The 26697-nt window shown below is 71.1% G+C and carries 26 protein-coding genes; 21 read left to right on the top strand and 5 right to left on the bottom strand.

Going from position 1 to position 26697, the window contains the following annotated elements; translation table 11 throughout:
• Positions 1 to 19: 19 nt before the first annotated feature.
• Together DP939_RS36155 and DP939_RS36150 are read left to right on the top strand one after the other, a co-directional pair.
• The gene (locus DP939_RS36155; RefSeq protein ID WP_113985336.1) at positions 20 to 988 is read left to right on the top strand and encodes an aldo/keto reductase; all 969 of its coding nucleotides are present in this window, start codon (positions 20 to 22) and stop codon (positions 986 to 988) included.
• Between the two features lie 115 nt (positions 989 to 1103).
• Complete coding sequence (locus tag DP939_RS36150) at positions 1104 to 3701, top strand: ATP-dependent Clp protease ATP-binding subunit (RefSeq protein WP_113985335.1); 2598 nt, start codon at positions 1104 to 1106, stop codon at positions 3699 to 3701.
• A 58-nt stretch (positions 3702 to 3759) separates the two neighbouring features.
• Here the strand turns inward: DP939_RS36150 and DP939_RS36145 are convergent, their stop codons facing one another.
• Positions 3760 to 4380 (bottom strand): TetR/AcrR family transcriptional regulator, encoded by a 621-nt coding sequence (locus DP939_RS36145; protein ID WP_113985334.1) that lies wholly within the window; start codon positions 4378 to 4380, stop codon positions 3760 to 3762.
• Between the two features lie 86 nt (positions 4381 to 4466).
• Here DP939_RS36145 and DP939_RS36140 point away from each other — a divergent pair, with 86 nt between their 5' ends.
• Together DP939_RS36140 and DP939_RS36135 are read left to right on the top strand one after the other, a co-directional pair.
• Positions 4467 to 5201, top strand: a complete 735-nt coding sequence (locus DP939_RS36140; RefSeq protein WP_113985333.1) for an SDR family NAD(P)-dependent oxidoreductase — start codon at positions 4467 to 4469, stop codon at positions 5199 to 5201.
• 2 nt (positions 5202 to 5203) lie between these two features.
• Entirely contained in the window at positions 5204 to 5521 is a 318-nt protein-coding gene (locus tag DP939_RS36135) for a DMT family transporter (protein ID WP_113985332.1), read from the top strand.
• Between the two features lie 12 nt (positions 5522 to 5533).
• Here the strand turns inward: DP939_RS36135 and DP939_RS36130 are convergent, their stop codons facing one another.
• The 4 genes from DP939_RS36130 to DP939_RS36115 are packed head-to-tail and all read right to left on the bottom strand — an operon-like array spanning position 5534 to position 9975.
• Entirely contained in the window at positions 5534 to 6358 is an 825-nt protein-coding gene (locus DP939_RS36130) for an FAD binding domain-containing protein (RefSeq protein ID WP_158578902.1), read from the bottom strand.
• Between the two features lie 2 nt (positions 6359 to 6360).
• The gene (locus tag DP939_RS36125; protein WP_113985330.1) at positions 6361 to 8760 is read right to left on the bottom strand and encodes a xanthine dehydrogenase family protein molybdopterin-binding subunit; all 2400 of its coding nucleotides are present in this window, start codon (positions 8758 to 8760) and stop codon (positions 6361 to 6363) included.
• On the bottom strand, positions 8757 to 9215 hold the full coding sequence (locus DP939_RS36120; RefSeq protein ID WP_113985329.1) for a (2Fe-2S)-binding protein: 459 nt from the start codon (positions 9213 to 9215) through the stop codon (positions 8757 to 8759). The genes DP939_RS36125 and DP939_RS36120 overlap by 4 nt, the downstream gene beginning before the upstream one ends.
• Positions 9216 to 9234: 19 nt before the next feature.
• Entirely contained in the window at positions 9235 to 9975 is a 741-nt protein-coding gene (locus tag DP939_RS36115; protein ID WP_113985328.1) for a type 1 glutamine amidotransferase domain-containing protein, read from the bottom strand.
• Positions 9976 to 10165: 190 nt separating this feature from the next.
• On the opposite strand from DP939_RS36115, the gene DP939_RS36110 reads away from it, so the two are divergent.
• The 17 genes from DP939_RS36110 (at position 10166) to DP939_RS36030 (ending at position 26648) form a co-directional block, all read left to right on the top strand.
• Entirely contained in the window at positions 10166 to 11308 is a 1143-nt protein-coding gene (locus DP939_RS36110) for a low temperature requirement protein A (RefSeq protein ID WP_158578900.1), read from the top strand.
• Positions 11309 to 11405: 97 nt separating this feature from the next.
• A complete protein-coding gene (locus DP939_RS36105) occupies positions 11406 to 11741 on the top strand; it encodes a nuclear transport factor 2 family protein (protein ID WP_113985326.1) in 336 nt (111 codons plus the stop codon).
• Between the two features lie 151 nt (positions 11742 to 11892).
• Positions 11893 to 12717, top strand: coding sequence for a type 1 glutamine amidotransferase domain-containing protein (locus DP939_RS36100; RefSeq protein ID WP_113985325.1), 825 nt, complete (start codon positions 11893 to 11895; stop codon positions 12715 to 12717).
• A 2-nt stretch (positions 12718 to 12719) separates the two neighbouring features.
• Positions 12720 to 14360 carry a thiamine pyrophosphate-binding protein gene (locus DP939_RS36095; protein ID WP_113985324.1) on the top strand — a complete coding sequence of 547 codons (1641 nt, stop codon included), beginning with the start codon at positions 12720 to 12722 and terminating at the stop codon, positions 14358 to 14360.
• Between the two features lie 5 nt (positions 14361 to 14365).
• A complete protein-coding gene (locus DP939_RS36090) occupies positions 14366 to 14806 on the top strand; it encodes a nuclear transport factor 2-like protein (protein WP_113985323.1) in 441 nt (146 codons plus the stop codon).
• On the top strand, positions 14803 to 15180 hold the full coding sequence (locus DP939_RS36085) for a nuclear transport factor 2 family protein (protein ID WP_113985322.1): 378 nt from the start codon (positions 14803 to 14805) through the stop codon (positions 15178 to 15180). The genes DP939_RS36090 and DP939_RS36085 overlap by 4 nt, the downstream gene beginning before the upstream one ends.
• On the top strand, positions 15180 to 16790 hold the full coding sequence (locus tag DP939_RS36080) for a GMC family oxidoreductase (protein WP_113985321.1): 1611 nt from the start codon (positions 15180 to 15182) through the stop codon (positions 16788 to 16790). Before DP939_RS36085 ends, DP939_RS36080 begins: the two co-directional genes overlap by 1 nt.
• Positions 16783 to 17367 (top strand): DJ-1/PfpI family protein, encoded by a 585-nt coding sequence (locus DP939_RS36075; protein ID WP_113985320.1) that lies wholly within the window; start codon positions 16783 to 16785, stop codon positions 17365 to 17367. Before DP939_RS36080 ends, DP939_RS36075 begins: the two co-directional genes overlap by 8 nt.
• Complete coding sequence (locus tag DP939_RS36070; RefSeq protein ID WP_113985319.1) at positions 17364 to 17822, top strand: VOC family protein; 459 nt, start codon at positions 17364 to 17366, stop codon at positions 17820 to 17822. The genes DP939_RS36075 and DP939_RS36070 overlap by 4 nt, the downstream gene beginning before the upstream one ends.
• The gene (locus DP939_RS36065) at positions 17806 to 19623 is read left to right on the top strand and encodes an AGE family epimerase/isomerase (RefSeq protein WP_113985318.1); all 1818 of its coding nucleotides are present in this window, start codon (positions 17806 to 17808) and stop codon (positions 19621 to 19623) included. The genes DP939_RS36070 and DP939_RS36065 overlap by 17 nt, the downstream gene beginning before the upstream one ends.
• A 9-nt stretch (positions 19624 to 19632) precedes the next feature.
• Positions 19633 to 19986: an STAS domain-containing protein gene (locus DP939_RS36060; RefSeq protein WP_113985317.1), complete on the top strand. Its 354-nt coding sequence runs from the start codon at positions 19633 to 19635 to the stop codon at positions 19984 to 19986.
• The gene (gene glgX, locus DP939_RS36055) at positions 19983 to 22094 is read left to right on the top strand and encodes a glycogen debranching protein GlgX (RefSeq protein WP_199565645.1); all 2112 of its coding nucleotides are present in this window, start codon (positions 19983 to 19985) and stop codon (positions 22092 to 22094) included. Before DP939_RS36060 ends, glgX begins: the two co-directional genes overlap by 4 nt.
• 34 nt (positions 22095 to 22128) lie before the next feature.
• The gene (locus DP939_RS36050) at positions 22129 to 22446 is read left to right on the top strand and encodes an STAS domain-containing protein (protein WP_113985315.1); all 318 of its coding nucleotides are present in this window, start codon (positions 22129 to 22131) and stop codon (positions 22444 to 22446) included.
• An 11-nt stretch (positions 22447 to 22457) separates the two neighbouring features.
• Positions 22458 to 22913, top strand: a complete 456-nt coding sequence (locus tag DP939_RS36045) for an ATP-binding protein (RefSeq protein ID WP_147268263.1) — start codon at positions 22458 to 22460, stop codon at positions 22911 to 22913.
• A gap of 24 nt (positions 22914 to 22937) precedes the next feature.
• The gene (locus DP939_RS36040) at positions 22938 to 24152 is read left to right on the top strand and encodes a PP2C family protein-serine/threonine phosphatase (RefSeq protein WP_158578897.1); all 1215 of its coding nucleotides are present in this window, start codon (positions 22938 to 22940) and stop codon (positions 24150 to 24152) included.
• 3 nt (positions 24153 to 24155) lie between these two features.
• The gene (locus tag DP939_RS36035) at positions 24156 to 24911 is read left to right on the top strand and encodes a MinD/ParA family ATP-binding protein (protein ID WP_147268262.1); all 756 of its coding nucleotides are present in this window, start codon (positions 24156 to 24158) and stop codon (positions 24909 to 24911) included.
• 420 nt (positions 24912 to 25331) lie between these two features.
• On the top strand, positions 25332 to 26648 hold the full coding sequence (locus DP939_RS36030) for an IS701 family transposase (RefSeq protein ID WP_158578895.1): 1317 nt from the start codon (positions 25332 to 25334) through the stop codon (positions 26646 to 26648).
• Positions 26649 to 26697 lie beyond the last annotated feature (49 nt).

Here is a 26697-nt window from a genome sequence, read left to right as displayed (position 1 = left end):
GGGAAGGGGGGTCTAGACGATGCGCACCGTGCCGCTCGGCCGCAGCGGGCTGATGGTGACGCCGATCTGCTACGGCACCTGGCAGTTCGGCGGCGACTGGGGGACCGTGGACGAACGCGCCGCGATCGAGGCGATCCAGGGGGCCAGAGACCTCGGCATCAACTTCTTCGACACCGCCCGCGGCTACGGGTTCGGCGTGTCGGAGCGGCTGCTCGGCCGGGCGCTGGCCGATGAGCTGGGCACCTCACGCGACTCCGTGGTGATCGCCACCAAGGGCGGGCTGCGCGAGGACGGCGGCGTGCTGTCGCGCGACGCAAGTCCCGCCTGGCTGCGGCAGGAGGTGGAGCAGAGCCTGTCCGCGCTCGGCATCGACCACATCGACCTGTACCAGATCCACTGGCCCGACCCCCGCACGCCGCTCGCCGACACGGCCGCCGCGCTCGGCGACCTGATCAGGGAGGGGCTGATCCGGCACGCCGGGGTGTCCAACTTCGACGTCGAGCAGATGCGGGAGTTCGAGGAGGCGCTGCCGGTGGAGACGCTGCAGCCGCCGTACCACCTGTTCGAGCGGGACATCGAGACCGCCGTCCTGCCGTACTGCGCGGAGCGCGACATCGGCGTGCTCGCGTACGGCCCGCTGGCGCACGGCCTGCTCGGCGGGGCCTTCGACGAGTACACGACCTTCCCCGCCGACGACTGGCGCTCGGTCAGCCCCGACTTCACCGGCGAGACCTTCCTGCGCAACCTCGCGGTGGTGGACCTGCTGCGGGAGTTCGCCCAGGGCAAGGGCGCGACGGTCGGTCAGCTCGCCGTGGCGTGGGTGCTCGCCGCGCCCGCGGTGGACGTGGCGATCGTCGGCTCGCGCCGGCACGCCCACCTCAAGGAGAGCGCCGGCGCGGTGGACCTGGAGCTGACCGGCGACGACCTCGCCGAGATCGACCGGATCGCGCGCGCGGCGACCCCGGTGACCGGCCCCCGCCCCGACTGAAAGGGCCCGCCCGGCGGTTACGGCGGGCGGTCACGGGTAGGCGGGGGGTTCAGCCGGACAAGCGAGTACGACATCGACGTAGCTGGGCGCCCGCCGCGCCCGAGGGGGAACGACGATGACAAGCGGTGACTTCTGGCCGTACGGCTACAGCCCGCTGGACGAGTTGCTGGCGAGGTTCTTCGGCGGGCTCGGACCGCCGGAGCAGTCAGGGGCGGAGTCGCGGCGGCGGGTGGACATCGGCCGCCTGCTCAGCGAGGACGCCGTCGAACTGCTCCGCCTCGCGGTGCACGAGGCGTCCGAATGGGGCTCGCAGTACCTCGACACCGAGCACCTGCTGTGGGCCGCGACCAGGCTGGACTCCACGCGCGGCCCGCTGGAGCGGGCCGGGGCCGACCCGGACGCGCTCGCCGGCACCATCCAGCGGCAGGTTCAGCGGCGCGAGCCGCGGCAGGGGCCGATGCCGCTGGCCCCGGCCGCCAAGCGGGCGCTGCTGGCGGCGCGCGACATCGCCAGGGCCTCGGGCGCGTCCTACATCGGGGCGCAGCACCTGCTGCTGGCCCTGTCGGCCAACCCCGACTCGATGGCGGGCCGCCTGCTGCGCGACGCGCGGGTCACCCCGCAGTCGCTGGGCGCCGAGACCGCCGACCGGGGCGAGGCCCCGCCCGCTCCCCGGCCGAGCAGCACGCCCACGCTCGACCAGTACGGCCGCGACCTGTGCGAGGCGGCCAGGGAGGGCGGCATCGACCCGGTCATCGGCAGGGACGAGGAGATCGCCCAGACCGTGGAGGTGCTGTCCCGGCGTACCAAGAACAACCCGGTGCTGCTCGGCGAGCCCGGCGTGGGCAAGACCGCCATCGTCGAGGGGCTCGCGCAGCGCATCGTGGACGGCGAGGTGCCGAAGACGCTCGCCGGCAAGCGCGTGATGCAGGTGGACATGGCGGGGATGGTGGCCGGCACCAAGTTCCGCGGCGAGTTCGAGGAGCGGATGAAGAGCGTCGTGGACGAGATCCGCGACAACGCCGACGAGCTGATCGTGTTCATCGACGAGTTGCACACGGTGGTCGGCGCGGGCGGCGCGGAGGGCGCGATCGACGCCTCCAACATGCTCAAGCCCGCCCTGGCGCGCGGCGAGCTGCACGTGATCGGCGCGACGACGCTGGACGAGTACCGCAGGCACATCGAGAAGGACGCGGCGCTGGAGCGGCGCTTCCAGCCGATCTTCGTGCCGGAGCCGACGGTGGAGGACACCATCGCGATCCTGCGCGGGCTGCGCGACCGTTATGAGGCCCACCACCAGGTGCGTTTCACCGACGAGTGCCTGGTGGCCGCGGCCGAGCTGTCCGACCGGTACCTCACCGGCCGCTTCCTGCCGGACAAGGCCATCGACCTCATGGACCAGGCCGGGGCGCGGGTCGCGCTGCGCACCAAGACGACGCCGGGCGGCACCCGCGAGCTGGAGGAGCGCGTGGAGCAGTTGCTGCGCGAGAAGGACCAGGCGGTCTCCGGCGAGGACTACGAGCGGGCCAGGGAACTGCGGGACGAGATCGCGGACCTGCGCCGCCGGATCGACGACTCCCAGGGCGAGCACCAGGGGGTGCCGGAGGTCACCGCGGAGGAGATCGCCGCGGTCGTCTCGCGGGCCACCGGGATTCCGGTCGCGCGGCTCACCCAGGAGGAGAAGGACCGGCTGCTGGCCCTGGAGGAACGGCTGCACCAGCGCGTGGTCGGCCAGGACGAGGCGGTGGAGGCGGTGGCCGAGGCGGTGCGGCGCTCCCGCGCCGGGCTCGGCGACCCGAACCGCCCGATCGGCTCCTTCCTGTTCCTCGGCCCGACCGGCGTGGGCAAGACCGAGCTGGCCCGCGCGCTGGCCGAGGCGCTGTTCGGCGACCAGGACCGGATGATCCGGTTCGACATGAGCGAGTTCCAGGAGCGGCACACGGTGTCCCGGCTGGTCGGCGCGCCGCCGGGGTACGTGGGGTACGAGGAGGCCGGGCAGCTCACCGAGACGGTACGCCGCCGGCCCTACTCGGTCGTGCTGCTGGACGAGATCGAGAAGGCCCACGCCGACGTGTTCAACCTGCTGCTCCAGGTGATGGAGGACGGGCGGCTCACGGACGCGCAGGGCCGTACGACGGACTTCAAGAACACCGTGCTGATCATGACCTCGAACCTCGGCGCGGACGTCATCATGTCGCATCCCGGCGAGGCGGCCGGCGAGCTGCGCGGCCACCTGAGCCGGCTGCTGCGGCACGCGTTCCGGCCGGAGTTCCTGAACCGGATCGATGAGATCATCATCTTCCGCAGCCTGGACGACATCCAGTTGCGGCAGATCACCGGGCTGCTGATGGAGGAGAGCAGGCGCCGCCTGCACGCCCAGGACATCGGGATGGAGATCGACCCGGTGGCGATCGACTGGCTGGCCAGGCAGGGCTACCAGCCGGAGTTCGGTGCCCGGCCGCTGCGCCGGATCATCCAGCGCAAGGTGGACAACACGCTGTCGCGGATGCTGCTGGACGGCACGCTGCGGCCCGGCCAGCGGGTGCATCTCGGCGTGCGCGAGCACGACCTGGCGTTCACCGTGCTGGAGGGGGCCGAGTCCGCTCCCGGCGAGGGTCAGGAGCCGCAGGCCCGGGCCACTCCGGAGCACCGGCCCGAGCTGGATCGCGGCAGGGACGAGGAGCGCCGCCGCGACGCCTCGGGGTTCTACCTGTAGATCCGCGCGGGGAGTCGTCCCCGTCTGCCGTGCGCAGAGGGCCCGGCAGGCGGGGACGTCACGTCCGCGCCGGGTCGAGGCCGTCCAGCAGGGCGTCCAGGCCCGCGTGGACGGTGTCCAGGCCCGCGCAGCGCTCGCGCAGGTTGTAGGCGATCAGACCGGCCGCCAGCGGGGCCAGCAGGGCGTCGGCGAGGTAGGAGGGCTCGCGGTCCGGCCGCAGCTCGGCCAGCAGGATCGTCAGGTGCCGGTGGTAGGCGCCGTAGGCCGCGCCGAAGCGGGCGTAGGGTGTGGCGGTCTCGGCCATCAGCAGCAGATCGAGCTGGTCGGCGACGCGTACGGCCAGGGCGTGCAGGAAGGCGCGGACCCTGGCCGCCGCCGGGGCGCCGGGGCCGAGCGGCGGCGGGCCGCCCATGAACGACTCCTGGAACTCCCGCTCGCGCCGGTCGATGAGCGCGTACGCCAGGCCGGACCGGTCGCCGAACCGGCGGTAGAGCGTGCCCACGCCCACTCCCGCCGCGGCGGCCACGTCGGCCATGGACAGCCCCTCGACGCCGCGGGTGGCGACGATCTCCTCGGCGGCGGCGAGGATCTTGGCGCGGTTGCGCGCGGCGTCCGCGCGCTCCTCCGGGCGCGGGTCGCCCGCCTCTGCCTGCGGCAGCGGTCGCCGGGTCTGCGTCACGGGCTAAACCCTACCGGCTTGCCATCCGGAATCGGTTCCGATTAAGCTCGCAAACGGAATCAATTCCGGATATCGGAGGACATGAGATGTTGCAGGGACGGGTCGCGCTGGTCACCGGGGGCAGTCGGGGCATCGGGGCGGCCATCGCCCGGCGGCTGGCCGGGGACGGCGCGGACGTGGCGATCACCTACACCTCGGCCGAGGGCCGGGCCAAGGAGGTGGTCGGGCAGATCGAGGCGTCCGGTCGCCGCGGCCTGGCCCTGCGCGCGGAGGCGACGGACGCGGGGGCGCTGGTCGAGGCGGTCGAGCGGACGGCCACCGAGTTCGGCCGGCTGGACATCGTGGTGGGCAACGCCGGCATCGCGCCGTTCGGCCCGCTCGCGGAGGTCACCCTGGAGGAGGTGGACCGGACGCTCGCCATCCACGCCAGGGCCTCCTTCGTGCTGGCCCAGGCCGCCGCCGCGCGCATGTCCGACGGCGGCCGGATCATCAACATCGGCAGCAGCCTGGCCGAGCGCGTGCCGTACCCGGACTGGACGCTCTACTCGATGAGCAAGTCCGCGCTCGTCGGGCTCACCAAGGGCCTGGCCAGGGACCTCGGCCCGCGCGGGATCACCGCCAACCTGGTCCACCCCGGCTCGACCGACACCGAGATGAACCCGGCCGACAGCCCGGAGGCCGACGGCGAGCGCGCCTTCACCTCGCTGGGCCGCTACTGCGACCCCGAGGACATCGCGGCGACCGTGGCGCACCTGGCCGGGCCGGGCGGGCGCAACATCACCGGCGCGTCCTTCACCGTGGACGCGGGAACGACGGCCTAGCGATGGCCTGGCTGTTGCTGATCGGGGCGGCGCTGCTGGAGGTCGTGTGGGCCCTGGCGCTGGACCGCTCCGATGGCTTCACCCGGTTCGTCCCGGCGGCCATCGGGGTGACGGGCGCGGTGGCGAGCTTCGTGATGCTGGCCTTCGCGCTGCGCGACCTGCCGACCGGCACCGCGTACGCCGTGTGGGTGGGACTCGGCGCGGTCGGCGTCGCGGTGGCCGGCATCGTGGCGCTGGGCGAGAACGCGTCCCCCGCCCGGCTGGCCTGCCTGTTCCTCATCCTGGCCGGGGTGGTGGGCCTGAAGCTCGCCGAGGGATAGGCGGGGTCGGCCTCAGACGGCGCGTTCGCGGGCCCGGGCCACCGCCCGCCCGGCGAGCACCCACGCCAGGTGGGCGCGGTACTCACCGGACGCGACCTCGTCACCGGGGAACACGTCGCCGAGCGGGGGCGCGGCGGCCGTTCCCGAGGTGAGGGCGCGTTCCAGGACCGGCAGCCGGCGGGCGGGCCGCGACCCGCCGCAGACCGCGGCCCGGCAGGCGGAGACGGTGCCGTCCGCGTGGAAGCTCACCGCGACCGCCACCCCGCACACCGAGTCCAGGGTCGCGGGCACCGGCTGTCGTACGTGCGCCCCCTGGGCGGTCCCCGGGGGCACGCCGACCGCGGCGATCACCTCCCCCGCGGCCAGGCCGGGCGCGGCGGGGTCGAGCAGCCGCTCGACGTTGAGCGTGCGCCGCCTGCCGCCGCGGCCCCGGATGCGCGCCACGGCGTCCAGGGCGATCAGGGCCGCCGCGATGTCGGTACCGGCCACGACCGATCCGCCCACCGTGCCGCGGTTCCTGGTCTGCGGGTCGGGCAGGGTCGCCGCCGCGTCGGCCAGCAGGTCGTGGGCGTAGGAGTCGCGTACGGCGGGGTGGCCGACCAGCTCGGTGACCGTGGTCATCGCCCCGATCTCCAGCGCGCCACCGAAGCCGCGGCGCACGCCGCGCAGTTCGGGTACCCGGCCTAGATCGACCAGCAGCGGGATGCGCCGCGCCCGCCGCTTGAGATCCAGCACCAGCCGGTGCCCGCCCGCCAGGGGACGCGCGCCGGGGGTCTCGGACAGGGCCCGCAGCGCGCCTTCGAGGTCCGCGGGGGCCGTGTAGTCCACCAGGTCCATGATCATCCCCTGCCGTCTCGGATGACGCGCCAGATCTTCTCCGCGGTGTAGGGCATGTCGATGTGCCGTACGCCGAAGTCCCGCAGCGCGTCGCAGACCGCGTTGGCGACCGCGGCCGTCACCGGGACGGTCGCGATCTCCCCCGCGCCCTTGACGCCGAGCGGGTTGTGCGGGCTGGGGGTGACGGTCCGGTCCAGGTCGAAGTCCGGTACGTCGGCGGCGCGCGGCAGCGCGTAGCCGAGCAGGTCCGCGCTCAGCAGCCGGCCCTCGCCGTCGTAGCGGGCCTCCTCCATCAGCGCCTGGCCCAGGCCGTGCACGATGCTGCCCTCGAACTGGCCGGTCACCACCAGCGGGTTGCCGACCGGGCCGACGTCGTTGACCGCCGCGTAGCGGACGATCTCCACCTGCCCGGTCTCCTGGTCGATCTCCACCACGGCCACGTGCGAGCCGAAGGGGTAGTTGAAGTCCGGCGGGTCGAAGACGGAGGTGGCGTCCAGGGCGGGCGCCATGCCCGGGGGCAGGCTCCAGCCGTACCAGATCGCCATCGCGATGTCCTGGAAGGTCTTGGCGGACTCCTCCTCGCCCGGCACGAAGAACCGGCCTCCCGCGTACTGGAGGTCGGCCTCCGGCACGCCCATGAAGTGGGCGGCGGCCGTCCGCATCTTGGCGATGATCTGCCCGGCGGCCAGGACGACCGCCGGGCCGCCGACGCTGTAGGACCGGCTGCCGTAGGTGCCCTGCCCGTACGGCGCACGCTCGGTGTCGGACTGCATGACCGTCACCCCGGCCACGTCGATGCCCAGCGCGTCGGCGGCGATCTGGGCGAACGTGGTGCGGTGGCTCTGCCCGGTGGAGGTGGAGCCGATGCACAGCGCGACCTCGCCGCTGGGGTGCACGCGGATGTTGGCGCCCTCCCAGGTGCCGCCGAGCATGCCCTCGTCCCGCATCCGGGTCGAGGGCCCGACGCCGCAGACCGCCACGAAGCTGCCGATGCCGACGCCGAGCAGCCGGCCCCGCTCGCGCGCCTCCCGGCGCATGACCTCGATCTTGTCGTGCCCGGCGAGTTCCAGCGCGCGGCGCAGCGCGGCCGGGTAGTCGCCGGAGTCGTAGGTCCAGCCGAGGCCGTTGTCGTAGGGGAAGCGGTCGGGGGGCACCATGTTGCGCAGCCGTACCTCGGCCGGATCCAGGCCGACCTCCGCCGCGAACAGGTCCACGGCCCGCTCGGTGATCGTGGTGGCCTCCGCCCGGCCCGACCCCCGCTGCGCGCCCAGCGGCACGGTGTTGGTGAACACCGCGTACACCTCGCAGAACGCGCTGGGGATGGCGTAGGGGCCGGTGATGCTGCGGCCCATCAGCGCGGTGGCCACGCCGGGGCCGATGGTGGAGGGGTAGGCCCCCAGGTTGGCGTGGCTGGTGCAGCGCAGCGCGGTGATCCGCCCCTCGCGGGTGCCCGCGATGGTGACGTGCTGGCGATGGTCGCGGCCCTGCACGGTCGAGCGCATCAGGCCCTCGCGGGTGTCGGCCCACTTCACCGGGCGGCCGAGGCGCTTGGCGAGGTACAGCACCAGCGGCATGTCCGGGTAGAGGTAGCCCTTGGTGCCGAAGCTGCCGCCGATCGGCGGCGCGATGACCCTCAGCTTGTTGAACGGGATGCCGAGCACCAGCGCCGACAGCAGGAACCTGTGGTTGTGCGGCGACTGCGTGGTGGCGTGGAGCGTGTACTCCTCGGTGACGGGGTCGTACTCGCCGAGCGCGGCCCTGGGCTCCATCGGGTTGTTGATGGTGCGCTGGTTGTACAGGTCGAGTTCGACGACGACCTCGGCGGCGGCGATGGCCGCGTCGGTGGCCTCGGCGTTCCCGCAGGTCCACAGGGCGTTGAGGTTGCCGGGCACGGCGTCGTGCAGTTGCGGGGCGCCGGGGGCGAGCGCCTGGTCCGGCCGGGTGACGGCGGGCAGCGGCGTGTAGTCCACCCGGACGGCGCGCGCCGCCGCCCTGGCCTGCTCGGCGGTCTCGGCCACCACGGCGGCGACCGGCTCGCCGATGAACCGCACCCGGTCCTCGGCCAGGACGGTCCCCGCGCCGGGCAGCCCGTAGGGGTGCGGCGGGAAGTGGCTCTCCACCCCGCCGGGGATCCAGATGCACGGCAGCGGCATCAGTTCGCCCGCGAGGTCCGCGCCGGTGACGATGTCCACCACGCCCGGCATCGCGGCGGCCTTCGCGGCGTCGATCCGGTCGATCCGTGCGTGGCCGTGCCGGCTGCGCACGAACTCCAGGTGCAGCATGCCCGGCACGGTGAGGTCGGCGGTGAACCTGGTCGCGCCGCGCAGCATCGCGGGCGCCTCGCGGTCCTTGATTCCCGCCCCGAAGACCGTCGTGCCGGCGGTTGTGGTCTCGGTGCTCATTTCATGCCCTTCACCACGGTCTGGACGGCGCGCACGGCCGCGTTGTAGCCGGTGCAGCGGCACATGTTCCCGGCCAGCCAGGCGCGGATGGCCGGTCCGTCCGACGTGGGCTCGTGCTCCAGGAGGTCGAGCAGGGACATGGTCATCCCCGGCGTGCAGTAGCCGCACTGCGCGCCGTGCTCGGCCCAGATGGCCTCCTGCAGGGCGGTGAGGCCGCCGCCGGCCACCCCCTCGATGGTGGTGACCTCGGCGCCGTCGGCCTGTACGGCCAGCATCTGGCAGCTCTTGACCGAGCGGCCGTCCACCTGGACCACGCACGCGCCGCACTGGCCCGTTTCACAGCCGACCTTGGCGCCGGTCAGGCCGCAGGTGTCCCGGAGCAGATTCACCAGCAGGACGTCCGGGCCGGCGGACGTGTTCACGCCTGACCCGTTGACGGTGAGCGAGATTCGCATCGCTGATCGGCCCGTCCGATCAACCGGCCAGGCGTTTCACGAACGCCTCCGCCAGCGCCGTGGACGAATACGGATTCTGGCCGGTGATCAGATTTCTGTCCTCCACCACGTGGGAATCCCAGATCACCTTCGCCTTTTCGTACTTCGCGCCGAGCCGTTCCAGTTCCACTTGCAGGACGAATGGCAACTTACCCGCCATATCCGTGACCTTCTCCTCATCATGGGAGAATGCCGTCATTTCATAGCCTTCCAGCGGCCAGCGGCCCTCCGAGTCGCGCAGCGGAAGGAGCGCCGAGTGACCGTGGCACACGACCGCGAGCGGCTTTCCCAGGTCGAGGATCCAGCGCACGACGCGGGTCATGGCCGCGTCGTGCGGCATGTCCTCCATCGCCCCGTGTCCGCCGGAGATGTAGACCCCGGCGTATCCGGCCAGCCGTTCCCTGGTGATCTCGGAGACGTTCAGCGGGGCCCGCAGCGCGGCGAGCGAGCCGATGACCTGCTTGTAGTGCGCGATGTTCGCCTCGTCGTTGTCGGGCGATCCCACCGGCCTGGTCTTGCAGACCGACAGGGCGGTCAGGCTGCCCTGGTCGGGAGCGGGGGCCCGCCCGTCGATGGTCGCGACGTCGACGGTATGCCCCTCCTGGAGGAGCCGTTCGTAGGGCACCACGAACTCCTCCGCCCAAAACCCCGAGGCGTGCTGTCTGCCGTCGAGCAGTCCGAGGGTCTTGGCCTTGGTCATCAGAATGAGTACGTCCGACATGGTCCTTCACCCTTCATGCGGCACTTCGCCCCCACAATGAGCCGCGGGCGACCGGGGCGGCAATCCCGGGATGGCGCGGTGGCGGCACTTTCCCACCTCGATCGCGCGACTTCATGATGTCAGCCGCACGGTGCCGGGAATTCTCCGGGACGCCATTGGCGCGGGACCGTTGTACGGCCAGAATCCGGGCATGAACCTCCGACTTCCGACCTGGTTCGCCGAACGGGTGGCTCCCGTACCGGACCACGAGCAACTGCGTGTTTCCACGCTTGAACTCTTCTTCGACCTCGTATTCGTGTTCACCGCCACCCAGCTCACCGTCGTGCTCGCCGCCGACTTCGGCAGCGCCCCGCAGGTGCTGCTGATGTTCGGGGTGATCTGGTGGATGTTCGCCAGCTACGCCTGGGTGACCAACGCTGTGCCGCCGGTGCGCGCCGCCCGGCGGCTGTTCATGCTGCTGGCCATGGCGGGCTGGCTGATCGTCGCGCTCGCCGTGCCCGGCGCGTTCAGGGAGGACGGGGCCGGGTTCGCGGTCGGCATGCTCGTGGTGGTCGTCGTCCACGGGCTGATGTACCTCCAGTCCACCTGGCGGTTCTTACGGATGTTCGCCACCAACCTGGGCGGGGCGCTGCTCATCCTGGCCGCGGCGGGCTTCTCCGGGGCGCCGAAGTACGGCCTGTGGCTGGCCGCGCTCCTGGTCATGTGGGCCTCGCCGTACGTGACCGGCCAGGAGGGCTTCCCGCTGCACCCCGGGCACGTGGCCGAGCGGCACGGCCTGGTGGTCATCATCGCGCTCGGTGAGTCGATCGTCGCGGTCGCCATCGGCATCGAGGGCAACGGGCGGCTCAGCGTGCCCGCCATCGGCACCGCCCTGGTCGGCCTGGCGCTCAGCGCCGGCCTGTGGTGGGCCTACTTCCACATCGACCTGGAACGGGCCGAGCACGCCCTGACCCAGGTCACCGACCAGGTACGCCGCACCCGGATGGTGCTGTTCGGGTTCTTCTACGCGCACGTGCCGATCCTGCTCGGCATCATCGCGCTGTCGGCCGGCCTGAAGAAGGCCGTGGCCCACCCCGGCGACCCGCTGACCGGCGGGGCGCAGCTCGCCCTGACCGGCGGAGTGGCGCTGTTCCTGCTCGGCTCGGTGGCCTTCCGCGCCGCGCTCGGCCTGCCCGGCAGGGCGCTCAGGACCGCCGCCGCGCTCCTCGTCCTGGCCACGATGCCGGTCGGCCTGGTGAACGCGGCGATCCAACTGGTGCTCATGGTGGCGCTCATCTCCGTCACCCTGGCTTTTGAAGAACGCGCCCGAAGCCGCCGAGTAGCGAGAGTGTAGCGGCCGACCTCCGCAAGTATTCCGGCTCTCCTGGACAGTGCGCACACCAATCGGTTTCGGTGAGAAAGCACACCACCGAACCTCTTGGGAGGGGCAAATGGCGGCCATCGTACTTCCGGCCCTGCTGGACAAGCAGATAGGTCAGCTTAAAGCGCACGACCTGGACGCGATGATGCGCAACTATCACGATGACGCCGTGGTCATGCGCCCCGGCGCCATCGCCCGGGGAAAGGCCGAGATCCGCGAGTTCTTCGCCGAATATCTGAAGCTCGACCCCCGGATCGACGAGGTCATGGTGACAGAGGGCACCGATGACCTGATCCTTTACTACGCCAAGATCGGCATCGGTGACCAGGTCCACAAGGACGTCGGCACCTGGGTGCTCAAGAACGGTCTCATCTGGCGGCAGACCGCGGTCCTCGTCTCCGAATGACGATTAGCGAAAGCCGCTTCATCGAATGACCGCGGCCCCGCCCGGCACAGCCGCGGCGGGGCAGGCGATCACGATCGGCCGCCCGCCACCGTGACGGGCCGGATCAATTCCACGCCGATTCACGAAAATCACCGACACCGGGGAGTTCAGCGTGTCCAGAAAGATTCTCGTCGTCGTCTCTGAACTCGGTTATTGGGGCGAGGAACTCGTCGGGCCGCTCGGCGTCTTCGACCGCCAGGGCTACGAGTCCGTCATCGCCACCCCGCGCGGGCGCAGGCCGCACGCGCTTCCGCCGAGCATGGACCCCGCCTTCATCGACCCCCCGCTCGGCCGCTCGGTGACCACCGAGGCCATGGCCGAGCTGGTCCGCGAGGTGGACGAGTCCGACCGGCTGGCCAAGCCGGTGGACATCTCCGCGTGGGTCCCCGAGCGCCCCTACATGAGCGCCCCTGGGTACCTGCGCGACCTTGAGGCCTACCACCGGGCCCTCGGCGAGCTGGAACGCAGCATCGCCGACTTCGACGCGATCCTGATCGTGGGCGGCAGCGGCCCGATCGCCGACCTCGGCAACAACGAGCGGGTCCACGGCCTGATCCTGGCGTTCCTGGCGGCCGGCAAGCCGGTCGGCGCCGAGTGCTACGGGGTGGCCTGCCTGGCGTTCGCCCGCGACTGGGACGACCGTAAGAGCATCATCTGGGGCAAGCACGTCACCGGTCACTGCAAGGAGTACGACTACAAGGACGGCACCGGCTTCCTCGGCACCGACTTCAACATGGGGCCGCCGCCGTACCCGCTGGAGTACATCCTGCGCGACGCCACCGGCCCGCAGGGGCGCTACCACGGCAACGTCGGGCACCCCATCTCCGTGATCGTCGACTACCCGTTCGTCACCGGGCGGTCCACGCCGGACTCGATCACCACCGGCGAGAAGATGGTCGCGGTCCTGGAAGACGGCCTGCGGCGCTACGGCTGGTGACCATGACCACGCATCGCACCGGAACCGCGGCGGTGCTCGACCAGCTCCGCGCCGACGGGATGACCACGGTGTTCGGCAATCCGGGCACCGTCGAGCAGGGGCTGCTGGACGCGATCGACGCAGCCCCCGACTTCCGCTACGTCCTGGCCCTCGCCGAGGCCGCGGTGGTCGGGATCGCCGACGGCTATGCCCGCGCGACCAGGCGGCCCACGTTCGTGCAGCTCCACTCGGGGGTCGGGCTGGGCAACGGGATCGGCATGATGTACCAGGCCATGCGCGGCCACGCGCCGCTCGTGGTGGTCGCCGGCGAGGCCGGGGTGCGCTACGACGCCTTCGACGCGCAGATGGCCGCCGACCTGGTGGGCATGGCCCGGCCGGTGACCAAGTTCGCGACCAGGGTCATCGACCCGCGCTCGGTGCTGCGCGTGCTGCGCAAGGCGATCAAGATCGCCGCGACGCCGCCGTGCGGGCCGGTGTTCGTCTCGCTGCCGCTGGACGTCCTGGACGCCCCCAACGACGAGGTCGTGGTCCCCACCTCGATCCCGCGGACCCGGACCGTTCCAGTCCCCGAACTGGTCGAGGCCGCGGCGGGCCTGCTCGCGGGCGCGCGGCGGCCGGTGATCATCGCGGGCGACGGGGTCGCCGAGTCCGGCGCGCAGCCCGAACTGGCCCGCGTCGCCGAACTGCTCGGCGCGCGGGTGTGGCTGGCCGACACCTCGGTGGTGAACCTCGACGCGGCGCACCCGCTGTACCGGGGTCCGCTCGGCCACATGTTCGGGGAGGTGAGCACCGCGGCCGTGCGGGAGGCGGACGCGGTGCTCATCGTCGGCACCTACGTCTTCCCCGAGGTGTTCCCGGCCCTCGGTTCGCCGTTCGCGGCGGGCGCGCGGGTGGTGCACATCGACCTGAACGCCTACGAGATCGCCAAGAACCACCCGGCCGACCTCGGCCTGGTGGCCGACCCGCAGGCCACGCTCGCGGCGCTCGCCGAGGAGCTGGTACGCCGGGGCGCCCGCCCCGCCACCGCTCCCCCGCCCGCCGCCGGGCGGACGGAGGTCACCGGCGGCGAGGTGTACGACCGGTTCCTGGCCGAACTGGCCGCCCAGACCACCGACCCGGTGATCTTCGACGAGGCGCTGACCTCCAGCCCGCCGCTGACCCGCCACTTCCCGCCGCGCAGCCCCGGCCGGCACTACCTCACCAGGGGCGGCTCGCTCGGCGTCGGCATCCCCGGCGCGGTGGGGATCAAGCTGGCCATGCCCGACGACGTGGTGATCGGCTTCACCGGCGACGGCGGCAGCATGTACACCGTCCAGGCGCTGTGGACCGCCGCCCGCCAGGGGATCGGCGCGAAGTTCGTGATCTGCGACAACGGCCGGTACGAGCTGCTGAACGACAACATCTCGGTCTACTGGCGCGAGCGCGGCGTCGCCCCGCACGCGTTCCCCTCCTCCTTCGACCTCAGCGGCCTGCCGATCGGATTCACCGACGTGGCCCGCGGCCTGGGCGTCCAGGCCGCGCGGGTGGCCACCGTCGACGACATCGGCCCCGCGATCAAACGCATGCTCGCCGACGACGAGCCGTTCCTGGCCCACGTCTCGGTGGAGCCCGGCGGCCGGTGGCCCCGGCCGGAAGGGAAGTGATCACTATGGCGAGACCCGCCCCGTCCGACAGGACGGTCGAGGAGTGGGTGGCCAACTGGTACCGCGCGCTCGACCGGCACGACGACATCGAGACGCTGTGGGACTACCTCACCGGTGACGACCTGACGATGGTCTTCCCCGAGGGGACCTCGCACGGCCACGGCGACTTCCGCAAGTGGTACGAGACGGTGACCAACCGCTTCTTCGACGAGCAGCACACGGTCACCTCGGTCGAGGTCGGGCCGTGGCGCGACGGCGCGGCCCCCCTCAAGGTCGTCGTGAACTGGCAGGCCAAGATCTGGGACCCGCCGGCCGCGCGGAGCGAATGGCTCGGCTTCGACGCCTACCAGTCCTGGGAGGTCGTCACCGGCCCGGCCGGGGACCTGCGGATCAGGAAGTACGTCGTGGACCGGCTGGACCCGATGCCCGGAAGCAGGTCGTTATGACACCGGAAGAGACCATCGAGCGCTACTACACGTACGCCAACGCCGGTGACTGGTCGCGCTGGTGCGACCTGTTCACCGAGAAGGCCGTGGTGGACGAGCAGATCGCCGGGCGGCTGGAGGGCCAGGACACGCTGCGCGCGGCGGTGGCCGGGTTCCCGCAGATCTACCGGTCCTTCCGCAACGAGCCGCGGCACGTCGTCATCGCCGGTGACGAGGCCGGCGTGGTGTCGCACATCAGCGCCGTGGCGTCCGGCGGCGAGCCGATCGAGGCCGAGGTGATGAACTACTTCCGCCTGGAGAACGGCCGGATCGCCTACATGGCCAACTTCCACGACACCATGCCGTTCCGCGGCCCGCTCGGGCTGGACAAGTGATGGCGGTCGCGACGGAGGCATCGGAGTTCGACTACGTCGTGATCGGCGCTGGCGCGGCGGGCTCGGTGCTCGCCCGCCGGCTGACCGAGTCGGGCGCGGGCTCGGTGCTGCTGCTGGAGGCGGGCGGCACGTGGATCCCCACCGGCGTGGACGCCGCGCCGCTGTGGTACACCCTGCTGGGCTCGGGCATCGACTGGAACTACGAGAGCGTGCCCCAGCCGGGTCTTTCCGGCCGGACCACCCGCGAGCCGCGCGGCAAGATCGTCGGCGGCAGCAGCGACCTCTACATCATGATGCACATCCGCGGCCACCGCGCGGACTTCGACGACTGGGCCTACCAGGGGGCCGCGGGCTGGTCCTACGCCGACTGCCTGCCCTACTTCCAGCGGCTGGAGAACCAGGAGGACAAGACCTGGGAGGGCACCGGCACCGGCGGCCCGCAGGTGGTGACCAACGCCGGGGCGCACGACCCCAACCCGTACTCCCGGGCCTTCCTCGACGCCTGCGCGGAGCTGGGATACCCGTCCGTGCCGGACTTCAACGGGCCCGCCATGCTGGGCGCGGGCTGGCACCACATCAACGCCGAGGGCGGGCGGCGGCGCGGCGCGCTGCACTGCTACGTGGAGCCGATGCTGGACCACGAGCGGCTGACCCTGCGGCCCAACGCGCGGGCCACCCGGCTGCTGTTCGAGGGCGACCGCTGCACCGGCGTGGAGTACCTGCGCCAGGCCCCGGCCCCCTCCGGCAGCGACGGCCGCAGGCTGGCCGGCCGTGCGGTGGACACCTCGGCCGAGACCGGGCTGCGGCAGGTTCGCGCCCGCCGCGAGGTGCTGCTGTGCGGCGGCGCGATCGAGTCGCCCAAACTGCTGATGCTGTCCGGCATAGGCGATCCGGGGCACCTGCGCGAGACGGGGGTCGAGGTACGCCTGCCGCTGCCCGGGGTGGGCGCGAACTTCCACAACCACGTGCTCACCGGGGTCATCCAGGAGACCAGGCGGCCGGTGCCGCCGGGCGCGAACAACCTGTCGGAGGCGGCGCTGTTCACCGTCTCGGAGAGCGGCATGGTCGCGCCGGACATCCAGATCGCGTTCGTGCACGTGCCGTTCGACATCATCGTCGGCCGGCGGCACCCCAACGCGGTCAGCATCCTGCCCGGCGTGGTGCGCCCGGCCTCCCGCGGCTGGGTGCGCCTGGCCTCGGCCGACCCGCTGGCCCCGCCTCTGGTCAACCCGAACTACCTGGGCGACCGCGCCGACCTGGACCGCCTGGTCCAGGGCGTGGAGCTGGCCAGGGAGATCTTCGCGACGCGGGCGTTCGCCAAGGACCTGGCCAGGGAACTGCTGCCCGGCCCGGACGTCGCCGGGCGCGAGGCGCTGGCCGCCTTCGCCCGCGAACACGCCGACACCTACCACCACCAGGCCGGTTCGTGCCGGATGGGCATCGACGACGACGCCGTGGTGGACCCGCGGCTCCGGGTGCGGGGCGTCAGGGGCCTGCGGGTCGCCGACGCCAGCGTGATGCCCGCGGTGACCTCCGGCAACACCCATGCGGCCGTCCAGATGATCGCGGAGCGGTGCGCCGACTTCGTCCTCGGGGGTTTCGATGGCTGAACTGCGCGGGGCGCGCGTCGCCCTGCTGATGGAGAGCGACTACTTCGAGCCGGAGATCTTCTACTACCAGCGGCGCTTCGCCGAGGAGGGGGTGGAGCTGACGCTGATGACCCGGCTGTGGGGGCAGCGGCAGATCACCTTCACGGGCCACGAGTACCGCGCGCCGCTGGTCGTGGACCAGAGCCTGGAGGGACTGTCCGACGACGACCTGCGCGGCTACGACGCGGTGATCGTGCCGTCCGGGATGGTCGCCGACCGGCTGCGGTTCAGTGAGAAGCCGCGCGACCTGTCCCCCGCGACCGAACTGATGCTGCGCGCGTTCGCCCTGCCGGAAGTGCTCAAGGGCGTGATCTGCCACGGCATGTGGCTGCTGGCCAAGGTCCCGCAGACGGTCCGCGGCCGGCCGGTCACCTGCCACAACAACCTGGTGGGCGACGTCGTCAACATGGGCGCCGAGTACCGCGACGAGGACGTCGTTATCGACGGCGACCTGGTGACGGGCCGCAGCGGCGCGCACGCCCACCTGTTCGCCCGGGCGCTGATCGGCGAGCTGACCGCGCGCAGGGCCGCGTCGTGAGCACCGGTGAAACGGACGGCCTGCGCTGGTCGCACGCCGCGCTGAACTGCCGCGACATCGACGCGACCGCGGAGTTCTACTGCCGGTGGTTCGGGTTCGTCCGGGCCGCCGCCTTCCCGATCGGCGACACCAAGATCGTGTTCCTCCGCAAGGACGACGCCTACCTGGAGCTGTTCCAGGCGGCGGATGACACGGCGGACGGTACGGCGGGCGGCGACGGCCCCGCCCGCGCCGGGACGCTGCGGCACATCGCCCTGCAGACCGACGACATCGATCGCGTCCTGGCGCGGATGGGGCCGCGGGCACAGGTCTCGCTCGGGCCGCTGTGCTTCGACGAGTTCATCCCCGGCTGGCGCTCGGTGTGGGTGAAGGACCCCGACGGAACCGTCGTGGAGATCAGCCAGGGCTACAAGGACCAGACGACCGGAGGTGAAGAAGATGCCCAGCGGCGTTGACTTCCGATTCAGCGACCTAGTGGCGGGCCGGGTCGGCTCGCCGGTGGACGAGCGGGGCACGTTCGGCCTGACCACGGCCGACGGCCGCGAGTTCCGCGTCACCATGGACGGCAACACTTCGGCCGAGGTGCTGCGCAACCTGGAACACCCCTACCTGGACGCCGCCGGCCATCGCGATGAGATGGTCGTCCCGGGCCGCCTGCTGTTCGCCTACGGCGTCTTCACGCCGCAGGACGGCGAACTGGGATTCGCCGCCAAGCGGGTGATCTTCCTGGGCCGGGAGCCGGAGTCCTACCGGTTCGAGGAGCCGGACTGGTGGATCCACCAGCTCGGCCGCATCGCCGCCTTCTACCGCAGGGCGCAGTTCGGCGCCGGGCCGATCGACTACCGCGACTACCGGACCGTGCTGCGGCTGGACGGGCGCAAGACCGCGAGCCACGTGCAGGAGACCGACACCATCTCGCGCCTGGTGTACGGGATGGCCTCGGCGTACATGCTGAGCGGCGAAGAGGAGTTCCTGGAGGCGGCCGAGCGCGGCGTGGACTACCTGCGCGAGCACATGCGCTTCGTGGACACCACCCACAACGTCACCTACTGGTACCACGGCATCGAGGTTCAGGAGGGCCGCCCGGAGAAGAAGCTGTTCACCTCCGAGTTCTCCGACGACTACGACGCCATCCCGATGTACGAGCAGATCTACGCGCTGGCCGGGCCCACCCAGACCTACCGGATCAACGGCGACCCCCGCATCCTGCGCGACGCGGAGGGCACGATCAGGCTGTTCGACAACCACTTCCGCGACTACAAGGGCGGCGGCTACTTCAGCCACATCGACCCGATCTTCATGGATCCGCGGCACGCGTCCATCGCCCCGAACGACGGGCGCAAGAACTGGAACTCCGTCGGCGACCACGCGCCCGCGTACATGATCAACCTGTACCTCGCGACCGGCCGCGAGGAGTACGCCGACATGCTGGAGCGCACCTTCGACACGATCGTTGAGCACTTCCCCGAGGACGACCACAGCCCGTTCGTCCAGGAGCGCTTCAACGAGGACTGGACCCCCGACCGGGGCCACACCTGGCAGCAGGACCGCGCGGTCGTCGGCCACAACCTGAAGATCGCCTGGAACCTGATGCGGATGCACTCGCTGCGTGGCAAGCGGGACTACCAGGCGCTGGCCGAGCGGATCGCCGGGCGGATGCCCGCGATCGGCAGCGACCAGCAGCGCGGCGGCTGGTACGACGTCGTGGAACGGACCAAGGCCGCGGGCGACCACTGGTACGCCTTCACCTGGCACGACCGCAAGGCGTGGTGGCAGCAGGAGCAGGCGATCCTGGCCTACCTGATCCTGGCCGGCACCACCAAGGACCAGGACTACCTGCAGGAGGCGCGCCGCGCGTCGGCGTTCTACAACGCGTTCTTCCTGGACCACGACGAGGGCGCGGTGTACTTCAACGTGCTCGCCGACGGCATGCCGTACCTACTGGGCACCGAGCGGTTCAAGGGCAGCCACTCGATGAGCATGTACCACTCCTCCGAGCTGTGCTATCTGGCCACCGTCTACACGAACCTGCTGGTCAGGGGCGAGCCGCTGAACCTGTGGTTCAAGCCGCTGCCCAACGCGCCGCGCCGGCTGCACGTCTCCCCCGATCTGCTGCCCGCCGGCTCGGTCCGGCTGGAGGAGGTCGAGGTCGACGGCCGCAGGCACACCGCGTTCGACCGGGACGGCCTGGTGGTGGACCTGCCCGACTCGCAGGAGCGGCTGACGGTCCGGGTCACCCTCGTCCCGGCCAAGTGAAGGAGTGAAATGTCCGTACGAACGCTCGACGTGACCACGTCGAAGGCGGGTGAGCTGGCCGTGGTGCGGCTCAGCGGCGATCTGGACAGCCGGACCGCCCCCGCCGTGCAAGAACACGTGGGCACGGCGCTCACCGAATCGCGGCTGCTCGCGCTCGACCTGACCGACCTGCGCTACATGTCCAGCGCGGGCCTGCGGGTCATGCTCCTGTCCTATCGGCAGGCGCAGCGGGCCGGCGGCGAGATGGCCGTGGTGGGCCTGTCCGGCGAACTCCGCATGATCATGAGCGCGGTGGGGTTCCTCGGCTTCTTCACCATCGCCGAAGACCTCGACGAGGCCACGAAGTTGCTCACGGAGGAATGATGACGATCCCCCTGCTCGGCCGGATCGACGCCTACCCGACACACAAGATCTCCGGCTTCCCGGCGCGGCACGGCAACCCGCTGCTGCCCGGGGCCACGTTCACGAACGGCGGGGTGAACTTCAGCGTCTCCTCCGAGAACGCCACCTCGATCAGCCTGGTGCTGTTCAAGCGCGGGCAGCGCGAACCGTACGCGGAGCTGCCGCTCCCCGACACGTTCCGCACCGGGCACATCTGGTCCATCACGGTGTACGACCTGGACAACCTGGACGACCTGGAGTACGGCTTCAGGGCCGACGGCCCCGACCCCAACTGCTCCCCCGACCGGATCCTGTCCGACCCGTACGCCAAGCTGGTGTCCGGCCGCGAGGTCTGGGGTCAGGAACCCGACTGGTCCGACCCCTACCAGCACCGCTCCCGGCTGATGTTCCACGACTTCCACTGGGGCGATGACACCCCGCCGCGCATCCCCAGGGACCAGCTCATCATCTACGAGGCCCACGTGCGCGGGTTCACCCGTCACCCCTCCTCCGGGGTGAGCGCGCCCGGGACGTACGCCGGGCTGCGGGAGAAGATCCCCTACCTGAAGTCCATCGGGGTCAACGCGCTCGAACTCATGCCGATCTTCGAGTTCGACGAGTTCGAGAACTCCAGGATCAACGAGGAGACCGGGGAACGGCTCTACAACTTCTGGGGCTACTCCACCGTCTCCTTCTACGCCCCCAAGGCCGGGTACGCCGCGAGCGGCCGGTACGGCATGGCGGGCGATGAGCTGAAGGCGCTGGTCAGGGAGTGCCACGCGAACGGCATCGAGGTCATCCTGGACGTGGTGTTCAACCACACCGCCGAGGGCAACCACGAGGGCCCGACGATCTCGTTCAAGGGGCTGGACAACGACGTCTGGTACATGATGACGCCGGAGGGTTACTACTACAACTTCAGCGGCACCGGCAACACGATGAACTGCAACCATCCCGTGGTGCGCGAGTTCGTCCTGGACTGCCTGCGCTACTGGGTGGTGGAGTACCACATCGACGGGTTCAGGTTCGACCTGGCCGCGATCATGACCAGGGACGTGGACGGCACGCCGCTGCCCAACCCGCCACTGTTGCAGGAGCTGGCCTACGACCCGCTGCTGCGCGGCTGCATCCTGATCGCCGAGGCGTGGGACGCCGCCGGACTCTATGAGGTCGGCAGCTTCCCCAACTACCACCGCTGGTCGGAGTGGAACGGCAGATACCGGGACACCGTCCGGCGGTTCGTCAAGGGCGACCCCGGGATGGCCGGGGAGATGGCCACCCGCTACGTGGGCTCGCCCGACATGTACGCCGGCCGCTCACCGGCCGCGTCGATCAACTTCATCACCGCGCACGACGGCTTCACCCTGCACGACCTGGTCTCCTACAACGACAAGCACAACGAGGCCAACGGGGAGGCCAACCGGGACGGCGGCAACGACAACAACAGCTGGAACTGCGGCGCCGAGGGGCCGACCGACGACCCCGAGATCGACGCGCTGCGCCGCCGCCAGATGAAGAACCTGCTCACGCTGCTGATGACCAGTCAGGGGATTCCCATGATCCTGGCCGGCGACGAGCGGGCCCGCACGCAGTGGGGCAACAACAACGCCTACTGCCATGACAGCGAGCTGAGCTGGGTGGACTGGTCCGAGGGCGACCTGCCCGAGGAGATCGCCGGTTTCACCTCCCGCCTCACCCGGCTGCGCGCCGCCCATCCCGCGGTGCACGCGCTGGAACACCCGACCGGGCGTGAGGTGGTGCCCGGCCTGCCGGAGATCAGCTGGCACGGCGTGGCCGCGTACTCGCCGGACTGGTCGCAGGAGAGCAGGCTGCTGGCCGTCATGCGATGCGCCCCGGCCGCCGACGGCGACGTGGACTGCGTCTACGTCGCCTCGAACGCGCACTGGGAGGCGCGCGAGGTGGAACTTCCGTGGCTGCCCGAGGGGGCACTATGGCGGGTCGCCGCGGACACCTTCGCCGCCGCCCCCGACGACGTCTTCCCGATCGGCGAGGAGCCGGTCCTGGGCGACCAGCGCGCGATCAAGGTGAACGCGCGCTCGACCGTCGTCCTCTGCTCACGCATCAGCTAGGCACATAGCGACCTTCTGGGGAAAGGACACCGAAATGTTCCAAGCAGATCTGACCATCAACGACGGCATCGTGGTCATCCAGCTCAGCGGCGACCTCGACGCGTCGTCCGCACCGAGCTTCCACGAGATCCTGCAGCAGGCGGCGGGGCACTCACCCGAGCGGCTCTGTCTGGCGATGCACAACCTGAAGTACATCTCGTCGGCGGGCGTGCGCGGCCTCGTCTTCGCCCGGCAGAAGATGGGCGACGACGTCGAGGTGATCGTGGAGGGCGCCAATGAGAGCGTCGCGGAGACGATCCGGCTGACCGGGATGGAGCACGCCCTCACGATCCGGTCCTCGTTCTCCGGCTGAGCGGGCGCGCGGTGAAGACACTTCGGGTGCCCGCCACCGTGGCCTCGCTGGGGGAGGTCGCGATGTTCGTCGGCCAGGCGGGCACGGACGCGGATCTGGGAGAAAGAGACGCATACCGGCTGCGGCTCGCCACCGACGAACTGGTCACCAACGTCATCACCCACGGGTTCCGGCACATCGCGCCCGGCGAGATCGAGCTTCAGGTGTCGGTCAGCGACGGCTGGGTCCTCGTGGTCGTGCTGGACACGGCCGGGGAGTTCGATCCGACCGGCCGGGACCGGATGGCGCCCGCCGTGCGGCAGGCCGCCGTGTGGCGGCGGGAGGAGGGCACGGCCGGCGGTTTCGGCCTGACCCTCGCCCGGATGTGCGCCGACCGGATCATGTACGAACGCACCGGCGACCTGAACCGGACGATCATCGTGGTCCGCCGTTCCGGACGCCGGCTGTGCGAGGCCGAAATCCGCTGAAGACGGCAGAAGAGGATGGATGGGTTGAAGGTCCTCGTCGTCGGCAGGCACGGCGCCGGCGACGAAACCACTCACGAACTGGCGAGCGCCCTGGCCGAGTGCGGCACCCGCCCGGTGCTCGCCTCGGGCAGGGAGGTCCTGGCCGGGGCGCACGACACCCTGGACCCCGACCTTCTGCTGCTGCACGCCGAGCTGACCGTCGGGGAGGTCGGCTTCGTCAGGGACCGGTGGCGGCGCTCCGGTGATCCGCCGGGCGCGCTGCTGTTCTGCGGCGCCGACCACGTCAGCCTCGAACCGCACCTCGACGCGGGGCTGGACTACATCCTGCCGCCGTTCACACCGGGGCTGGTGCGCAACCGCCTGGCCGGCGGCCACGAACGGCGGCGGCTGGCCAGGGCGGTCGGGGACCTGGAACCGTCGCTCGCCGCACTGCCGCACGAGCGGGACCTGCGGATCGGGCGGCGGATCCAGGAGGGCTTCCTGCCGGCCGAGCTGCCCTGCCCGGCCGGCTGGGAGGTCGCGGCGCGGTTCGAGCCGGCCAGGGAGGTCTCGGGGGACTTCTACGACGGCTTCTGGATGGCCGCCGGGCGGCGGGCGGCGTTCCTGGTGGCCGACGTGTGCGACAAGGGGATCGGCTCGGCGCTGTTCATGGCGCTGATGCGGACCCTGCTGCGGCACTCGGCGCAGAACTGGTGGACCGGCGCGCTGGCGCCGTTCCTGCTGCCGGGCAGGCAGGGCTTCCTCGGCTCGCCGGGCATCGGCGCGGTGCCGCTGCTCGCCGCGGTGCGCGGCACCAACGCCTACCTGACCACCAACCATCTGAGCCAGGCGTACTTCGTCACGCTGTTCTTCTGCGTGGCCGACCCGGTCACGGGCCGGATCCTCTACATCAACGGCGGGCACAACCCGCCGATCCTGCTGCGCGCCGCGGGCGGGCACCGGCTGCTGCGCGCGACCGGCCCGGCCGTGGGCCTTTGGGCCGACGCCGTGTTCACCATCGCCGCGGTCGCGCTCGCCCCGGGGGACACGCTGTTCATGTACACCGACGGGGTCACCGAGGCCAGGGACGAGGCCGGCCGGATGTTCGGCCTGCCGCGCCTGGTGGAGCTGCTGGACGGCATGCCGGGCGCGCCCGCCGAGGACGCGGTGACCCGCGTGCTCGCGGAGGTCCAAGCGCACGGCGGGCGCGCCCCGCAGTCCGACGACATCACCATGCTGGCCTTGCGCAGGTGTCCATAGACCGTGGGCCGGGGTCATGCGCCGATCGTCGCCGTGTGCTCACCGCACGGCGGCACCGGCAAGACGTCCATGGTGGTGAACATCGCCTGCGTCGCCTTCCGGTACGGCAGGCGGGTCGCGGTCGTGGACACCGCGATGCAGTCGCCCGGCCTCGCCGCCGCGCTCGGGCTGAGCGTCCCGCGCTCGCTGGCCGACTACCTGTGCGGGTCCTGCGACATCATCGACGCCGTGCGGCACCACCGCGGGGCGGGCGGCGCGGAGGGCGCGCTGTTCGCGGTGGCGGCCTGCCGCGACCGCGAGGACGCGGCGGCGGCGCTGGTCGGCGGGTACGACCCCGGCCTGCTGGTCGAGGGCTGCCACCGCCTGGTGGACCTGCTGGACCTGGACGTGCTGCTGCTCGACACGCCCCCCGGACTGAACACCGAAGCCCTGGTCAGCACAGGGATGGCCGACACGGTGGTGCGGGTGGACCGGGTGGGCGGCCACCAGGACGCGCCCGGCGCGCCGGGGGCGGCCGGATCGTCGTTCCGGCTGGTGGTCAACATGGTGCCCGCGGCGCTCGCCGAACCGGACGTCGAGCGCGACGTGCGGGCCGTCTACGGCGTCCCGCCGCCGCTCACCATCCTGCCGTACGTACCGGAATTCGCGGCGATGGGCCGTGGCGGCGTGTTCGTGGACGGCCATCCGGGGCACGAGGCGGCCGGGCGGATCCGCGCGCTGGCCGCGACCATCCCCGGGGCGCATCGAGCACGTTGGTAGGAAAAGGCCGGTATTCGCCGCCCGAATATCGTTCTTCTTGTCATGCGGATGAACTTCAGATGGCCGATTAAATACCTGATTTCCGGGCGTTCTATACCCACTCATCGGCCCGCCGGAGATCGCATCCCGATTCCCCATGAAGAAAATGCGCCTATTAGCGACCGAACGCGGCGTGCGGCGTACCGTGTTTCACTGGACGAACCTCGCATAACCGGACAAGATCCGGCAACAGCTTGGTTCTCCATCCTTCTGGCCACATAGCCAGAACGGGGTTTCTTTGCTTATCTATAAGCCAGGCAGGCCGACAAGGCGTCCGCGGGGGAGGTGGCGCAGGCCGGGGCCGCCCTTCTTCGTTTTCCTTCCGGGGCGCGGCCACGCTTCGATCCCGCACGCACCAGAACCGGAAAGGAAGACACAAGTGTGCAATCGATCAACCATGAACACCACGTCACGGAGTCGCCCGCACAACTCGCCGGTCGCGTTCGCGAGGATTCACTACAGGAGTTCTGTGAAGAACTCTTCGCACCGCTGAGCCGGCGGGACCAGCGCCGGTGGGGATGGATGTACGTCCGCGGGCTGCTGCTGTCTGCGGGCCGCAAGTCAATGCGCAACATCGCCGCCACGGCGCACCAACCAGCCTCCCAGCAGAATCTGCAGCAGTTCGTCAGCAAGTCGACCTGGGAGTGGGAGGAGGTGCGCCGCCGGCTGGCGAGGGTGCTGTGCCGGCACCTCAAGGCGACCGCCTGGGTGCTCGCCCCGCTCGTGATCCCCAAGTCGGGCAGCAACACCGTCGGGGTCGAGACCCAGTTCGTCACCCACATGGGCCGGCTGGTCAACTGCCAGCAGGCCCTCGGGGTGTGGTTCGTCAAGCCGGGCGTGAGCTGCCCGATGGACTGGCGGCTGATCCTGCCGCCGAGCTGGACCGACGACCCGATCCGGCGGCGGCGGGCCGCGATCCCGGTGGAGGTCAAGAACGCCCCCGCCTGGGAGCACGGGGTCGAGGCGCTGATCACCATGATCAACGACTGGGGGCTGCCCATGCGCCCGGCCGTCATGGACGTACGCCAGGCCGACGCGGGCGAGATCATCGGCGAGCTGCAACGCCTGCACATCCCGTTCATCGTGCGGGTCAGCCGGGCGACCCGGTTCGTCAGGGCCAGGCCCGTGCCCGGCCGCAGGGGCGCCGACGACGAGTACACCGCCGACGCCCTGGCCCAGATCCTCAAGGGGAGGCGAAGGGTCGTGCAGTGGCACGACGGCGAGCGCGGGACCCATCAGGGGGTGCTCGCGGCGGCCGTGCACGTCAACCTGCCCGACCACCTGACGAATTCGGACGTCGGGATGAGCGACCCCGGCGACGCGTTCGTCCCGATCGGCGTGGACGTCCCGCCCATGCAGCGGGCATTGGCGCTCATCGCCGAATGGCGGGACTCGGTACAGGGCAAACCCGCGTTCTGGGTCTCCAATATCACCAACGCCGCGGTTCCCGCCCTGCTGGCGTGCGCGAATCTGACTCACCAGGTCCACCGGGATCAGGAGGAGATCAGCCGGCGAATCGGCCTGTACGACTTCGAGGGCAGGTCGTTCGGCGGCTGGCACCGGCACGTGACACTGGTGTCAGCGGCGCACGCGTTCATCTCGCTCAACCGCCTGCACGGCGCATTTCGCGGGCCGGCCGAACCGAAAGGCGTGGTCATACCGCGACAGCACGCGGATTCTCCATGGCAGGAAGTCTGAACCGACCTCATGAAGTGCCGTCATCGAGCTGGGCAGGACCACGACGACA

The sequence above is a fragment of the Spongiactinospora rosea genome, assembly GCF_003315795.1.
Classification (GTDB): domain Bacteria; phylum Actinomycetota; class Actinomycetes; order Streptosporangiales; family Streptosporangiaceae; genus Spongiactinospora; species Spongiactinospora rosea.
Note: the sequence above shows the minus strand (reverse complement) of the source record. Positions and strands in the feature narration are given on the sequence as shown.